Genomic DNA, 13,868 nt, shown 5'->3' on the forward strand with positions numbered 1-13,868 from the left:
AAGTTAGAGGAATAAAATGGCAAATCCAATCGTAGAAAAAGCTAAAGAAAGAATGACTCAGTCTCACCAAAGTTTGGGACGTGAATTTGGAAGTATCCGTGCAGGCCGTGCAAATGCAAGTCTCTTGGATCGTATTTATGTTCAATATTACGGAGTTGATACTCCATTGAATCAAATCGCATCGATCACGATTCCAGAAGCTCGTGTGATGTTGATCACACCTTTTGACAAGTCTTCATTAAAAGATATCGAGCACGCCTTGAATGCTTCTGACCTCGGTATTACTCCAGCCAACGATGGTTCTGTTATCCGCTTGGTCATCCCAGCTTTGACAGAAGAAACACGTCGTGACTTGGCTAAAGAAGTGAAAAAAGTTGGTGAAAATGCTAAAATAGCGATCCGTAACATCCGCCGTGATGCGATGGATGAAGCCAAGAAGCAAGAAAAAGCTAAAGAAATCACTGAAGATGAATTAAAGGGTCTCGAAAAAGAAATCCAAAAAGTAACGGATGATGCTGTGAAACATATCGATGAAATGACAGCACACAAAGAAAAAGAATTGCTTGAAGTCTAAACATTTCCAGCAGTTTACAGAGGAAATGAACTCAGTTGGCACTGCTGGCTGGGTTTTATTTCCATTAAAGGGCTATTGATTATCATTAGCCAGAAAGAAGGAAGAAATGAATACCAATCTCGCACATGATATCGTGGGCCTTGTTACGGATGAGAATGACCGCTTTTACTTTGTCCAAAAGGATGGGCAGACCTATGCCTTGGATAAGGCTGAAGGAGAGCATGCTCTTGGAGAATCCGTCAAAGGCTTTGCCTATACCGATATGAAGCAACGTTTGCGTTTGACCACTCTAGAAGTCACAGCACGTCAGGACCAATTTGGCTGGGGGACAGTGACAGAAGTTCGTAAGGACCTGGGTGTTTTTGTCGATACGGGCTTACCAGACAAGGAGATCGTCGTCTCTCTTGATATCCTGCCAGAAATCAAGGATCTGTGGCCGAAAAAAGGTGATAAACTCTTTGTTCGTCTGGAAGTCGATAAAAAAGACCGGATCTGGGGTGTCTTGGCTTACCAAGAAGACTTCCAACGGATTGCCCGTCCAGCCTACAATAACATGCAGAACCAAAACTGGCCGGCTATCGTCTATCGCTTAAAGCTTTCAGGGACCTTTGTTTACTTACCTGAGAACAATATGCTGGGCTTTATCCATCCAAGTGAGCGCTATGCCGAACCTCGTTTGGGTCAAGTCCTAGATGCCCGAGTCATCGGTTTCCGAGAAGTGGATCGTACCTTAAACTTGTCACTAAAGCCACGCTCGTTTGAAATGCTGGAAAATGATGCACAGATGATTTTGGCATATTTAGAAAGCAATGGAGGCTTTATGACCTTGAATGATAAGTCTTCCCCAGAAGAAATTAAGGCAATCTTTGGCATTTCCAAGGGGCAGTTCAAAAAAGCTCTGGGAGGCTTGATGAAAGCAGGGAAAATTACACAGGATGCCTTTGGTACCGAATTAAAATAAAGGGAGTTCTATGCGAAAATCATTTTATACTTGGCTGATGACAGAGCGCAATCCCAAAAGCAATGCTCCCAAGGCCATTCTAGCAGATCTAGCTTTTCACGAGTCTGCCTTTCCAAAACATACAGATGATTTTGATGAGGTCAGTCGCTTTCTGGAAGAGCACGCCAGTTTCTCCTTTAATCTAGGAGATTTTGACGCGATTTGGGAAGAATACCTAGGTCATTAAGCACAAGAAAATCAAAATGGGCCGGGGATGGTCAATTCTCGGTCTCTTTGTTATAATAGAGAAAACTTACAGAGATAGAGAGGTTCTTTATTTGAAAGAACATTCAATTGATATTCAATTAAGTCATCCAGATGATCTCTTCCATCTATTTGGATCCAATGAACGTCACTTGCGTTTGATGGAGCAAGAATTTGGAGTGACTATTCATGCCCGGACAGAAATTGTTCAGATCATTGGAGAGGGAGGAAGCTGCGAGCAGGTCCGTCAGGTTATCCAAGCCCTCTTGGTTCTTGTCAACCGTGGTATGACCATCGGGACGCCGGATGTGGTGACGGCTATTCAAATGGTCCGCAATAATGAGCTGGATAAGTTCATCGCTCTATATGAAGAAGAGATTATTAAGGATAGTTATGGCAAGCCCATTCGGGTTAAAACGCTGGGTCAAAAGATCTATGTCGATAGCGTCAAGCACCATGATGTCACTTTTGGGATCGGACCAGCGGGGACTGGGAAAACCTTTCTAGCGGTGACCTTGGCCGTGACCGCCCTCAAGCGTGGTCAAGTCAAGCGCATTATTTTGACTCGCCCAGCTGTAGAAGCAGGAGAGAGCCTTGGTTTCCTTCCGGGGGATCTCAAGGAAAAAGTAGACCCTTATCTACGACCGGTCTATGATGCTCTTTACCAGATTTTAGGAAAAGACCAGACTACTCGGATGATGGAGCGGGAGATTATCGAGATTGCGCCCTTAGCTTATATGCGGGGTCGAACCTTGGACGATGCCTTTGTCATTCTCGATGAAGCGCAAAATACCACTATCATGCAGATGAAGATGTTCTTGACCCGTCTTGGTTTTAACTCCAAGATGATTGTTAATGGGGATACCAGCCAGATCGACCTTCCTCGAAATGTCAAATCCGGCTTGATTGATGCCCAGAAGAAGTTGAAGAACATTTCTCAAATTGACTTTGTACATTTCTCTGCCAAGGATGTCGTGCGTCATCCTGTAGTAGCAGAGATTATCCGGGCTTATGAGCCCATCCCAAATCCAAATCCAGTGCTCAAAGAAAACCTGGATGTGGAAGAAGAAGTAGAATAAAAAGGCAAAGATCTTATGATCTTTGCCTTTTAAATGTCAGAAATTATACTAATTCGTCGATTGGTGTGAAGTCGCGCTCTAGGCCTTCTGCAACTGGTTGGCTAGTGATGTGGCCTTGATAAGTAGTAACCCCTTGGCGTAAGCCTTCATCAAGGGCGATAGCCTTATGGAAGCCTTTGTCAGCTAAAGCTTCCACATAAGGAAGGGTTACGTTGGTAAGAGCGATGGTAGACGTGCGAGCGACAGCACCTGGAATATTGGCAACGGCATAGTGGAGCACGCCATGTTTTTCGTAAACAGGCTCCGTATGAGTAGTCACACGGTCTGCTGTCTCAATAACCCCACCTTGGTCAACTGCAACGTCGACGATCACAGAACCTGGACGCATTTGTTTGACCATATCGTCCGTCACTAATTTTGGAGCTTTTGCACCAGGAATCAAGACAGCTCCGATGACAACATCAGCATCACGGACACTGGCTTCAATATTAAATGGATTGGACATGAGGGTTTGGATTTGGTGACCGAAGACATCTTCTAGAACAGACAAACGTTTGGCGCTGATATCCAAGATGGTGACTTGGGCACCGAGTCCAAGAGCGATACGAGCTGCATGGGTTCCAACGACCCCACCTCCGATAATGGTGACTTTTCCTTTAGGAACACCTGGTACACCACCTAAGAGAACACCTGATCCTCCTTCTTGTTTGGTGAGGAAGTGAGCGCCGATTTGCACGGCCATCCGTCCAGCAACCTCACTCATTGGGACCAAGAGTGGTAATTGTCCTTCAAGGTCTCGCACTGTTTCGTAAGCTACCCCAGTTGTCTTAGCAGCGACCATGGCATCTGCTAATTCAGGAGCGGCAGCCATGTGCAAGTAGGTGAAGAGCAAGAGGTCTTCACGAAGGAAGCCGTATTCTTCAGCGAGGGGTTCCTTTACTTTGACGACCAATTCAGCTGCCCAAGCCTCTGCAGCAGTGGCAACGATAGTTGCCCCTTGTTTTGTGTAATCTTCATCCGCAAAGCCAGAACCAAGTCCAGCGTTGGTTTCCACCAAAACTTGATGGCCCTTGCCCACCAAGCTGTGTACGCCAGCTGGTGTCAAACCGACCCGATTTTCGTTGTTTTTTATTTCTTTTGGAATACCAATTAACATTGTTTTCTTCTCCTTGCTTGAATATAGGTGTAAAAAGGCCATTGGTGTGAGATTGCTCTCCTAACTCAATGACCTTTTTACTCCTCATCCCAATTTTTTAATCGAATGATTTTATTTTATATAAAAGCTAGTCAAAAATCAAGAAAAAATTTTAGATTGCCTTCCTTTATGTTTTCTGCTAAACTAATCCCTAAAGAAGGAGTGTCTAATGGAAAATTTATATGTGAAGTTAGCAGCTTATCGTGAAATGGAGACAGAGCGTTTACGTTTGCGTCCGGTCACTCTTGAAGATGCACCGGCTATGTTTGAGTACGCTTCTGATGAGACTGTTACGCGCTATACTTTTACAACCAATCAAAGTCTTGAAGAGACGCGGAATAACATTGCCCTCTTTTACCTAGCTAGCCCACTTGGAAGATGGGGGATCGAGCTCAAAGAAAATGGAAAATTTATCGGGACGATTGATTTACTGGATTTGGATCTTTCTCTGAAGAAGGGGAGTATCGGCTATGTTCTGAATAAAGACTATTGGAACCAAGGTCTTGCGACAGAAGCTACCAAGACAGTGATTGCCCTAGCTTTTGAACAGTTAGGGATGAACAAGCTCATTGCCGTTCATGATAAGGAAAACCCAGCTTCTGGACGGGTGATGGCCAAAGCAGGGATGCAATTTTCCCACGAAGAAGCTTATGCGATGCTAGACCCGCATGAAAAAGGGCGAATGGTGACGAGAGTCCATTATGTCCTCGCGAAGGAAGAATATTTGGCAGAAAAATGAGTCAGGATATTGACAAAAGGCCTATCTCCATGATATAGTAGATAGGTACTGCTGGTTTAGCTCAGTCGGTAGAGCGCATCCATGGTAAGGATGAGGTCGCCGGTTCAATCCCGGCAACTAGCATAGTAGAAGAGAGAAGCTTAGAGAGGATCTAGGCTTCTTTTTTGTCTTTATCTTCTAACTGGGAGTCTATTTGCAGACTCTTTTTCAACAATATTCAAAAAAACGTTGACAAGCATAGAAATACGTGGTAAAGTTATAGCAACAAAGAGAAAGGAGAAAACCGTCATGAACAAAGTAGATGTTTTGATGACACAATTGAATACACCACTTCTCCAATCTCAGTTGAGTTCGATTTAAAAAATGAATGAAACCCAAGATGGAGGAGTCTGTCTTGGGTTTTTTGTATGCATTTTTGCCTGCCTTAACTGAATTGGTGATAGGCATCAGAAGGCCCAAGTGTGGACTGAGCACGTACTCAGCTCCTACTTGGGTTTTTTCTGTGCCATTTTGAAAAGGAGAGTAGATGATAAGAGCTATTTGGGAGTATATCAGAGAGCGCAAGTGGCGCTATATTAGCATTGCTGTGGTCCTGATTCTTTATGATTATACCTTATTGATCCCGACGCAAGTTATTCAGCGTTTAGTGGATCATTTGAGTCAGCAGACGCTGACGCAATCCAACTTTGTATGGGATATGGTCCTCTTGGTAGGATCAGCCATCCTCAATTACCTGACGGCTTTTTATTGGCAGTTGCGCCTTTTTCAGTCGTCCATTCATTTTAAGTCAACCCTTCAGGAGCAAGCATTTCGTAAGCTAGTAGCCATGCGGCGTCCCTTTTTTGAGAAATTCCGCTCAGGAGATCTCTTGACGCGCTTTACGACAGATGTCGATGGCATGGCCGATATGGCTGGTTACGGAATGATGATCATCCTTTATGGTGGCGGTTTATTTACCTTTATTATATTGGCCATGTTTTTCCTTTCTTGGCAATTGACTTTGATTTGTTTTATCCCCATGATATTTCTTGTCGTATCCACCTATTTTTTGAGTAAAAAGCAGGAGGACTACATTGAGCAAAACAGGGAAGCAGTCGCGCAGTTAAACGATGAGGTCTTGGAGTCTATCGAAGGGATTCGGGTCATGCGTGCCTATAGTAGACGGGACCAGCAGGTCAAACAGTTCCAAACAAAAACAGCTAGTCTTGCTAAAACAGGAGATAAGATCGCCTCTATTCAATATTCTTTTGGCCCTTTAGCCCTTTTGTTTATTGGAGTTTCGACTGTCTTACTCTTGGTATTTGGAGGTCAATCCTTAGCTAGTGGGCAATTGAGCTTAGGAAAACTCTTGGCCTTGCAACTGTATTTGGTCTTCTTGGTTGAGCCTATGTGGATGCTATCAGATTTTATCTTGGTCTATCAGACAGGGCAAATGTCCTTTAAGAAGTTAAAAGAAGTGATTGATGAAACAGATGATTTAGAGCCAGATGGTCCGCATTTCTTGGAACAAATTGATTCGGTAGAGTTTAAGGATTATTCCTTCTGCTATCCTGGTGCTGAACGAGAGAGCCTGTCAGGCATTGATTGGACCGTTCAGAAAGGCCAAACAGTAGGGATTGTTGGTCGTACCGGATCAGGAAAGACTAGTCTGGTTCGACAATTCTTGCGGCAGTACCCAGTTGGTGAGGGAGAATTCTTGGTCAACCAGCAACCGATCGTTGCCTACAACCGGCGCTCCATTGAAGATAAAATTGGCTATGTTTCCCAAGAACATATTTTATTCTCGAAATCCATTCGTGACAATATTGCTCTGGGTAAAAATGGTGCTAGTGAAGAGGATTTAGTGGAAGCGGTAGCCCAAGCTGCTTTTGCGGATGATCTCGAGCGGATGTCTCAGGGAATGGACACCATGATCGGTGAAAAAGGGGTCTCTGTATCAGGAGGTCAAAAACAACGGATCTCTCTGGCGCGTGCCTTTTTAAGGGATGCAGATCTCTTGTTGTTAGATGATTCCCTTTCTGCAGTGGATGCCAAGACCGAACAGGCCATTATTGACAGCATTCAAACAGAGCGGAAAGGCAAGACGACCATCATTGTTTCTCATCGCTTGTCTGCTGTCCATCAGGCGGATTGGATCATTGTTTTGGATCAAGGACAGATTGTCGAAGAAGGCAGAGCTAGTGATCTGCTGGCTCAAGAGGGTTGGTACTACGAACAATACCAACGGCAACAAAAACAGGAAGGAGAATAAGATGAAAGTATTGAAACGATTATTATCTAGGATCACGCTTTATCCTACAGTCTTTCTTGTTGGCTTTATTTGTCTCTTATTAGCGACCATCTTTTCTGAGTTGTCTCCATTCATTCTTCAAAAGATGATTGATGGGCCTTTGACCGCACTGACCCATAGTGGAGAGCAAGGTCAGCTACTCCAGATGGGAGGTTTTTATCTCTTGGTCTTAAGCATTGGACAGCTGATTAGCTACCTAGGGAATCGGATCTTGCTACACGGAAGCAATCAAGTGACGGCTAACCTAAGAGACCAAGCCTTTCAAGTCATGCAAGGTCTACCGATTTCTTATTTTGATGATAAGCCGGCTGGAAAGATCGCGACAAGAATTGTCAATGATACGGAAACCTTGCGGACTCAGTTTTATAACTCCTGTATGGTGTTGATTATCTTTTTAGTACGTTTTCTCTTTGTTCTAGGGATTCTCTTTTACCTGAGCCCTATGATGGGCCTTCTCTTGTGTTTGGTCTTTCCGATTTTCTACGGGATCCAGTATCTCTACAAGGTCATGACGGACCAGCCAATGAAGGATTTCTTTGATGCGAGAAGCGAGGTCAATACCCAGGTCAATGAACTCTTGCATGGTGCCAGCATGATCCAACTCTACGGGCAAGAGCCCCATGTTATCGAGGAGTTTGAAGCCACTACCCAGAAGATGCTATGGGCTAATGACCGGATCCTTTTAGCTGATTCAATCGCTTCTTGGACCTTGACGGAATTGCTCAAGTATTTGGTCATTGCAGGTATTTTGACCATCGCTGGCATGTCTTACTTAAAAGGGAATATTGGTGTGACGGCTGGTTTCTTGTTTATCAATATCAACTATGTCATGAACCTCTTTGAACTAATGGCTGCCCTTAGTCGTCAATTTCCGAATATTCGGCGATCACTAGAGACGGGGAGTCGTGTCCTTGCCTTCTTGGATCAACCCTTAGAGGCCGATGGTGTATTGGAGCTGAAGATAGAAAAGGCTCAAGTCGTGTTTGATGATGTTCAATTTGCTTATGAAGAAGGCAAGCCAGTTTTACAGGATATTGCCTTTCAGGCGAGCCCTGGGGAAACCATCGCCCTTGTGGGCCATACTGGGTCAGGTAAGTCTTCCATTATGAACCTGCTCTATCGTTTCTATGATCCTCAAGATGGAGCGATTTTGATCGATGGGCAAGATATTCGCCAAGTCTCTCGTGAGAGCCTGCGAAGCCACATGGGCATTGTTCTGCAAGATCCTTATCTATTTACAGGAACCATTGCCAGTAATGTGGCCATGAGTCAGGATCATATTGACCGGGATGCGATCAAAGATGCGCTGAAAAAAGTCGGGGCTTGGCCTTTTGTAGAGCGCCTTGAAAAGGGAATCGACCATCCAGTCGTAGAAAAAGGATCTGCCTTTTCAAGTGGCGAGCGCCAGTTGATTTCCTTTGCGCGGACGCTCTATATGAATCCGCAAATTCTGATTCTGGACGAAGCGACCTCCCACATCGATACGGAGACAGAGGAGATCATTCAGAAGGCTATGGCAGTCTTACAGAAAGGCCGGACGACCTTTATCATTGCCCACCGCTTATCGACTATTCAAGATGCGGATCAGATCTTGGTTCTATCAGAAGGGCGCATTGTCGAACGGGGCCAACATGCAGACTTGATTGCCCATGGTGGCATCTATGCCCAGATGCATGCCATCCAACAAACAGTTGAATAAGGGTGGCTATGAATGTCAATCTTCAAATAGTAAAAGTAGCGTGTATTCTAGTATATACGCTATTTTTATGCTATAATTGAAATGATAGTGAGGTGATCCAAGATGTATATTGAAATGGTTGATGAGACCGGTCAAGTCTCTCAAGAAATGATCAAACAAACCCAGGAAATTTTAGAATTTGCTGCAAAAAAATTGGGCAAAGAAGATAAGGAAATGGCAGTGACCTTTGTAACCAACGAACGCAGCCATGAATTGAACTTGGAATACCGTGATACGGATCGCCCAACGGATGTGATTAGTCTGGAATACAAACCAGAGATGGACATTGCTTTTTCAGAAGAAGATTTAGAAGACCATCCAGAATTAGCAGAAATGATGGCAGAGTTTGATACCTATATTGGAGAACTCTTTATTTCTGTAGACAAGGCGCGTGAGCAGGCGGCTGAGTATGGCCATAGCTTTGAGCGCGAGATGGGCTTTTTAGCAGTGCATGGCTTCCTTCATATCAACGGTTATGATCACTACACTCCGGAAGAAGAGAAGGAAATGTTTGGCTTACAGGAAGAGATTTTGACAGCCTATGGACTCACAAGACAATAAACGAAAATGGAAAAATCGAGAACTGATTGCCAGTCTTGAATTTGCTTTAACAGGGATTTTCACAGCCTTTAAAGAAGAAAGAAATATGCGCAAGCATGCTCTTTCAGCTTTCTTAGCGATTGTTGCCGGCTTTCTTTTTGGCATTTCAGCAACAGAGTGGCTCTTTCTACTCCTAAGTGTTTCTTTGGTGATTGCCTTTGAAATCATGAATTCTGCTCTTGAAAATGTAGTGGATTTGGCGAGTGATTACCATTTCTCCATGCTGGCCAAAAATGCCAAGGATATGGCGGCAGGAGCAGTTCTCGTTATTTCAGGCTTTGCCTTGGTGACGGGTCTCATGATATTTGTGCCCAAATTATGGGCTCTAGTATTTGGATAAGGGGGAGATTTCCCTCATGAAAGGAAACTATGACATTTAAATCAGGATTTGTAGCTATTTTAGGACGTCCCAATGTTGGGAAGTCAACTTTTTTGAACCACGTCATGGGGCAAAAAATTGCCATCATGAGTGATAAGGCGCAGACAACGCGCAACAAGATTATGGGAATCTACACGACCGATAAGGAACAGATCGTCTTTATCGATACGCCGGGGATTCATAAACCTAAGACAGCCCTTGGAGACTTTATGGTAGAGTCTGCCTATAGTACCCTTCGGGAAGTCGATACGGTTCTCTTTATGGTGCCAGCAGATGAACCGCGTGGGAAGGGCGATGACATGATCATCGAACGCCTCAAGGCTGCTAAGGTGCCGGTTATTCTGGTGGTCAACAAGATCGACAAGGTGCACCCTGACCAACTCTTGGCGCAAATCGATGACTTCCGTAGTCAGATGGACTTCAAGGAAATTGTGCCGATTTCAGCCCTTCAAGGAAACAATGTTTCGCATTTGATTGATATTTTGAGCGAAAACTTAGAAGAAGGTTTCCAATATTTCCCTGCGGATCAGATTACTGACCATCCAGAGCGTTTCTTGGTCTCTGAAATGATCCGTGAGAAGGTTTTGCATTTAACGCGGGAAGAAATTCCTCACTCTGTTGCCGTAGTGGTGGATTCTATGAAGCGGGATGAAGAGACAGATAAGGTCCATATCCGAGCAACCATCATGGTCGAGCGCGATAGCCAAAAAGGCATTGTCATCGGAAAAGGCGGTGCCATGCTCAAGAAGATTGGAACCCTTGCGCGTAAGGATATCGAGCTCATGCTAGGGGACAAGGTCTTCCTAGAAACCTGGGTCAAGGTCAAGAAAAATTGGCGGGATAAGAAATTGGATCTTGCTGATTTCGGATACAACGAAAAAGAATATTAAGAAGAGGTGGGCAGAAGCCTGCTTCTTGTTTTTGAAAGGAGTTCTATGCCTGAATTACCAGAAGTAGAGACTGTCCGACGCGGTCTTGAGAAATTAATTCTTGGAAAAACCATTCAGTCAGTGGAAGTAAAGTATTCTAAGATGATTCATACGGATCTAGATGCTTTTTGTCAAGATCTCCCAGGTCAAGAAATTCGGGCCATGGGGCGCCGTGGGAAATATCTCTTGTTTTATCTGACGGATCTGGTCCTCATCTCGCATTTGCGGATGGAAGGCAAGTATTTCTTTTATCCAGATGAAGTTCCTCTTCGCAAGCACGCCCATGTCTTCTTTCATTTTACAGATGGTAGCACCCTGGTCTATGAAGATGTCCGCAAGTTTGGGACCATGGAAGTCCTAGTGCCTGAGCTTGTAGACAGCTATTTTGTGAATAAAAAAATTGGTCCAGAGCCGACAGAAGCGGAATTTAAAGGGCCCGCCTTCCAAGCAGCTCTGAAAAAATCAAAGAAACCCATTAAATCAGCCCTTTTGGATCAAAAATTGGTGGCTGGTCTGGGCAATATCTATGTGGACGAGGTGCTCTATCGAGCCAAGGTTCATCCAGCCCGTTTGGGGCAAAGTTTGACTGCTACAGAAGCCAGAGCCGTTCGCAAAGAAACAATTGCCGTATTAGCTCAGGCTGTCGAAAAGGGAGGCTCCACCATTCGCTCCTACAGCAATGCCTTCGGAGAAGATGGCACTATGCAGGAAGAACACCAAGTCTATGGGAAAACGGGTCAGCCTTGTAGTCGTTGTGGCTCTCCAATCGAGAAAATCCAACTTGGAGGACGGGGGACTCATTTTTGTCCCCATTGTCAAAAGGTAAAGTAAATGGGAAAGATTATTGGATTAACAGGAGGGATTGCCTCTGGTAAGTCGACTGTGACCTCCTATTTGAGAGAAAAAGGCTATGCTGTCATTGATGCTGATCGTGTGGTCCATGACTTACAGGCACAAGGTGGAGAGCTCTATCAAGCTTTGGTAGAGCATTTTGGGACAGAAATACTCCTAGATACTGGAGATTTGAATCGTCCTGCCCTGGCTGAACGCATTTTTTCAAGCCAGAATGAGATCGCCTGGTCCAACCAGGTACAAGGCGAAATGATTCGCAAAGCCTTGGCGCGAGAACGGGATCGACTGGCAGAAACAGAAGACCTCTTTTTCATGGATATCCCCTTGTTAATCGAGCAGGGATATCTGGACTGGTTTGACAAAGTCTGGCTGGTCTATGTGACGGAGCATACTCAGTTAGAACGTTTGATGGAAAGAAATGCTTTGACAGAGGACCAGGTGCGCGATCGTTTGGCGGCCCAGATGTCTCTGGAGGAGAAAAAAGCTCTTGTGGATCTCGTGATTGATAACAATAGCAAGCGAGATCACCTCTATCAGCAAATCGATAGGGCTTTAGAACAAATAGAAAGAAGATGATCCTATTTCACAGGAAATAAAATGGCGTAGAAATCTTTTGATTGCCTGGATTGGTTGTTTTTTTGTAGGGGCCAGTCTTTCATTAGTGGTCCCCTTTATGGCCCTATTTGTGGAGGAGTTGGGAGTGAGAGGTCCGGCCGTTCCTTTTTATGCAGGGATTGCTGTTGCCTCCTCCTCCTTGACATCTGCCCTGATGGCCCCAATCTGGGGGAGTTTGGCAGACCGCTATGGTCGTAAACCCATGATGCTGAGAGCCTCGATTGCCATGACCTTGACCATGGGAGGAATCGCTTTTGTCCCCTCCGTCTTTTGGTTATTGCTCCTACGCTTATTAAATGGTGTCTTTTCAGGCTTTGTTCCTAACAGCACGGCTCTCATTGCTAGTCAGGTGCCAAAGAATCAATCTGGGTATGCTTTAGGGACCTTATCGACAGGAACCATTGCAGGTACCTTGATGGGACCCCTGTTGGGGGGATTGATTGCAGAGCAATTTGGAATGCGTAATGTCTTTCTCCTCGTTGGTTTTTTCCTCTTTCTCGTCTCTGTTTTGACCTGGTGGGGCATTGAGGAAGACTACCAACAAATTTCAAAGGAGGAGCACATTTCAAGCTGGACTTTACTGGCTTCTATCCAGCATAAGGACATTTTACTAGGTCTCTTTTTGACCAGTATGACCATCCAGATGATTGGCCAGTCCATTTCTCCCATTCTTCCTTTGTATGTGCGGGAGTTAGGCCAGAGTAACAATATTATCTTTGTCTCCGGCTTGATTGTATCAGCGATGGGGATTTCCAGTATTCTTACCTCTGGTTGGATGGGTAAGCTAGGAGATAGAATTGGCAATCACCGCCTTTTGCTCTTGGCCCTTCTCTATAGTGGGATCCTCTATATCTTCTGCGCCCTTGCGCAGACCCCTTTTCAATTAGGTATTTTTCGATTCTTATTTGGTATTGGAACAGGGGCCTTGATGCCAGGTGTGACCGCCCTCTTAAACCGTATGACTCCCAAAGAAGGGATCTCTCGGATTTTTAGTTACAATCAACTCTTCTTTTATGTAGGGGGAGTTCTTGGTCCCGTGATGGGCTCTAGTATCGCCATGCATGTCAATTACCATTGGGTATTCTATGGGACTGCTATTCTAGCTTTTACAGATTTAGCCTTCCTTTTATTCATCTTTAGAAAGTATTTGAAAGTGAGAGAAATCAGTGCGCATTAAAGTACAACTAACCTGCACGAGTTGTGGCAGTCAGAATTATTTGACAAGCAAAAATATGAAGACCCACCCGGAAAAAATTGAAGTTTTGAAGTATTGTCCCAAAGAGAGAAAAGTGACATTACATCTTGAAACGAAATGATTTTTATGGTAAAATAGGTAAGATTTTAAGGAGTTTTTTAATTATGACTAAACCGTTGATTACTATTTTATTGGTACTATCTGTATTAATTATTATCGCTATCTTCATGCAACCAACTAAAAATCAATCTAGCAACGTATTCGATGCAAGTTCAAATGATTTGTTTGAACGTTCAAAAGCTCGTGGATTCGAAGCAGTGATGCAACGACTAACAGGAGTAATGATTTTCCTTTGGTTACTCATTGCGATGATTTTAATGGTATTATCCAGTAAATAAGATAGGCTTAGACATTGTCTTTGCCTATTTTTTCATCTATGAGTCGTTTGATGGGGAGATTGTCACTTGTAAAGAAAACTC

The 13,868-nt window shown here is 44.3% G+C and carries 16 protein-coding genes and 1 tRNA gene; 16 read left to right on the plus strand and 1 reads right to left on the minus strand.

What is annotated here, in order from left to right:
* Window positions 1-16 precede the first annotated feature (16 nt).
* The 4 genes from frr to D7D50_RS06020 all read left to right on the plus strand — a co-directional run bounded on the left by frr (window position 17) and on the right by D7D50_RS06020 (window position 2,857).
* Window positions 17-574, plus strand: coding sequence for a ribosome recycling factor (frr, locus tag D7D50_RS06005; protein WP_120701727.1), 558 nt, complete (start codon window positions 17-19; stop codon window positions 572-574).
* A 106-nt stretch (window positions 575-680) separates the two neighbouring features.
* Window positions 681-1,535, plus strand: a complete 855-nt coding sequence (gene cvfB / locus D7D50_RS06010) for an RNA-binding virulence regulatory protein CvfB (RefSeq protein ID WP_023023990.1) — start codon at window positions 681-683, stop codon at window positions 1,533-1,535.
* Between the two features lie 10 nt (window positions 1,536-1,545).
* Window positions 1,546-1,761 (plus strand): YozE family protein, encoded by a 216-nt coding sequence (locus D7D50_RS06015; protein ID WP_120701728.1) that lies wholly within the window; start codon window positions 1,546-1,548, stop codon window positions 1,759-1,761.
* Window positions 1,762-1,852: 91 nt separating this feature from the next.
* Window positions 1,853-2,857 carry a PhoH family protein gene (locus D7D50_RS06020; RefSeq protein ID WP_174705353.1) on the plus strand — a complete coding sequence of 335 codons (1,005 nt, stop codon included), beginning with the start codon at window positions 1,853-1,855 and terminating at the stop codon, window positions 2,855-2,857.
* A gap of 43 nt (window positions 2,858-2,900) precedes the next feature.
* Here the strand turns inward: D7D50_RS06020 and ald are convergent, their stop codons facing one another.
* Entirely contained in the window at window positions 2,901-4,013 is a 1,113-nt protein-coding gene (gene ald, locus D7D50_RS06025) for an alanine dehydrogenase (protein ID WP_023023983.1), read from the minus strand.
* A 208-nt stretch (window positions 4,014-4,221) separates the two neighbouring features.
* Here ald and D7D50_RS06030 point away from each other — a divergent pair, with 208 nt between their 5' ends.
* The 12 genes from D7D50_RS06030 (at window position 4,222) to secG (ending at window position 13,787) form a co-directional block, all read left to right on the plus strand.
* Complete coding sequence (locus D7D50_RS06030) at window positions 4,222-4,791, plus strand: GNAT family N-acetyltransferase (protein ID WP_120701730.1); 570 nt, start codon at window positions 4,222-4,224, stop codon at window positions 4,789-4,791.
* Window positions 4,792-4,841: 50 nt separating this feature from the next.
* Window positions 4,842-4,914, plus strand: a tRNA-Thr gene (locus tag D7D50_RS06035).
* Window positions 4,915-5,317: 403 nt separating this feature from the next.
* Window positions 5,318-7,042, plus strand: a complete 1,725-nt coding sequence (gene tetA(46) / locus D7D50_RS06040; protein ID WP_120701731.1) for a tetracycline efflux ABC transporter Tet(46) subunit A — start codon at window positions 5,318-5,320, stop codon at window positions 7,040-7,042.
* A 1-nt stretch (window position 7,043) separates the two neighbouring features.
* Complete coding sequence (gene tetB(46), locus D7D50_RS06045; protein ID WP_120701732.1) at window positions 7,044-8,780, plus strand: tetracycline efflux ABC transporter Tet(46) subunit B; 1,737 nt, start codon at window positions 7,044-7,046, stop codon at window positions 8,778-8,780.
* A gap of 102 nt (window positions 8,781-8,882) precedes the next feature.
* Window positions 8,883-9,380, plus strand: a complete 498-nt coding sequence (gene ybeY, locus D7D50_RS06050) for an rRNA maturation RNase YbeY (protein ID WP_117744522.1) — start codon at window positions 8,883-8,885, stop codon at window positions 9,378-9,380.
* Entirely contained in the window at window positions 9,361-9,759 is a 399-nt protein-coding gene (locus D7D50_RS06055) for a diacylglycerol kinase family protein (protein ID WP_120701733.1), read from the plus strand. The genes ybeY and D7D50_RS06055 overlap by 20 nt, the downstream gene beginning before the upstream one ends.
* Window positions 9,760-9,788: 29 nt before the next feature.
* Entirely contained in the window at window positions 9,789-10,688 is a 900-nt protein-coding gene (era, locus tag D7D50_RS06060) for a GTPase Era (protein WP_016465947.1), read from the plus strand.
* A 45-nt stretch (window positions 10,689-10,733) separates the two neighbouring features.
* Entirely contained in the window at window positions 10,734-11,558 is an 825-nt protein-coding gene (mutM, locus tag D7D50_RS06065) for a DNA-formamidopyrimidine glycosylase (RefSeq protein ID WP_120701734.1), read from the plus strand.
* Window positions 11,559-12,155, plus strand: a complete 597-nt coding sequence (gene coaE, locus D7D50_RS06070) for a dephospho-CoA kinase (protein ID WP_120701735.1) — start codon at window positions 11,559-11,561, stop codon at window positions 12,153-12,155. It abuts the gene before it with no gap.
* 16 nt (window positions 12,156-12,171) lie between these two features.
* A complete protein-coding gene (locus D7D50_RS06075) occupies window positions 12,172-13,371 on the plus strand; it encodes a multidrug efflux MFS transporter (RefSeq protein WP_227877771.1) in 1,200 nt (399 codons plus the stop codon).
* A complete protein-coding gene (gene rpmG, locus D7D50_RS06080; RefSeq protein WP_081453577.1) occupies window positions 13,361-13,510 on the plus strand; it encodes a 50S ribosomal protein L33 in 150 nt (49 codons plus the stop codon). The genes D7D50_RS06075 and rpmG overlap by 11 nt, the downstream gene beginning before the upstream one ends.
* Before the next feature lie 43 nt (window positions 13,511-13,553).
* On the plus strand, window positions 13,554-13,787 hold the full coding sequence (secG, locus tag D7D50_RS06085; RefSeq protein ID WP_006595869.1) for a preprotein translocase subunit SecG: 234 nt from the start codon (window positions 13,554-13,556) through the stop codon (window positions 13,785-13,787).
* The last annotated feature ends 81 nt before the right edge of the window (window positions 13,788-13,868 follow it).

It is taken from the genome of Streptococcus koreensis (genome assembly GCF_003627135.1).
In the GTDB taxonomy this organism is placed as follows: domain Bacteria; phylum Bacillota; class Bacilli; order Lactobacillales; family Streptococcaceae; genus Streptococcus; species Streptococcus ilei.

Coding starts and splice junctions, on each gene's coding strand:
- D7D50_RS06015 (WP_120701728.1), top strand. CDS start 1,546: ATGCGAAAATCATTTTATACTTGGCTGATGACAGAGCGCAATCCCAAA.
- D7D50_RS06055 (WP_120701733.1), top strand. CDS start 9,361: ATGGACTCACAAGACAATAAACGAAAATGGAAAAATCGAGAACTGATT.
- ald (WP_023023983.1), bottom strand. CDS start 4,013: ATGTTAATTGGTATTCCAAAAGAAATAAAAAACAACGAAAATCGGGTC.
- cvfB (WP_023023990.1), top strand. CDS start 681: ATGAATACCAATCTCGCACATGATATCGTGGGCCTTGTTACGGATGAG.
- coaE (WP_120701735.1), top strand. CDS start 11,559: ATGGGAAAGATTATTGGATTAACAGGAGGGATTGCCTCTGGTAAGTCG.
- secG (WP_006595869.1), top strand. CDS start 13,554: ATGACTAAACCGTTGATTACTATTTTATTGGTACTATCTGTATTAATT.
- mutM (WP_120701734.1), top strand. CDS start 10,734: ATGCCTGAATTACCAGAAGTAGAGACTGTCCGACGCGGTCTTGAGAAA.
- ybeY (WP_117744522.1), top strand. CDS start 8,883: ATGTATATTGAAATGGTTGATGAGACCGGTCAAGTCTCTCAAGAAATG.
- D7D50_RS06030 (WP_120701730.1), top strand. CDS start 4,222: ATGGAAAATTTATATGTGAAGTTAGCAGCTTATCGTGAAATGGAGACA.
- frr (WP_120701727.1), top strand. CDS start 17: ATGGCAAATCCAATCGTAGAAAAAGCTAAAGAAAGAATGACTCAGTCT.
- era (WP_016465947.1), top strand. CDS start 9,789: ATGACATTTAAATCAGGATTTGTAGCTATTTTAGGACGTCCCAATGTT.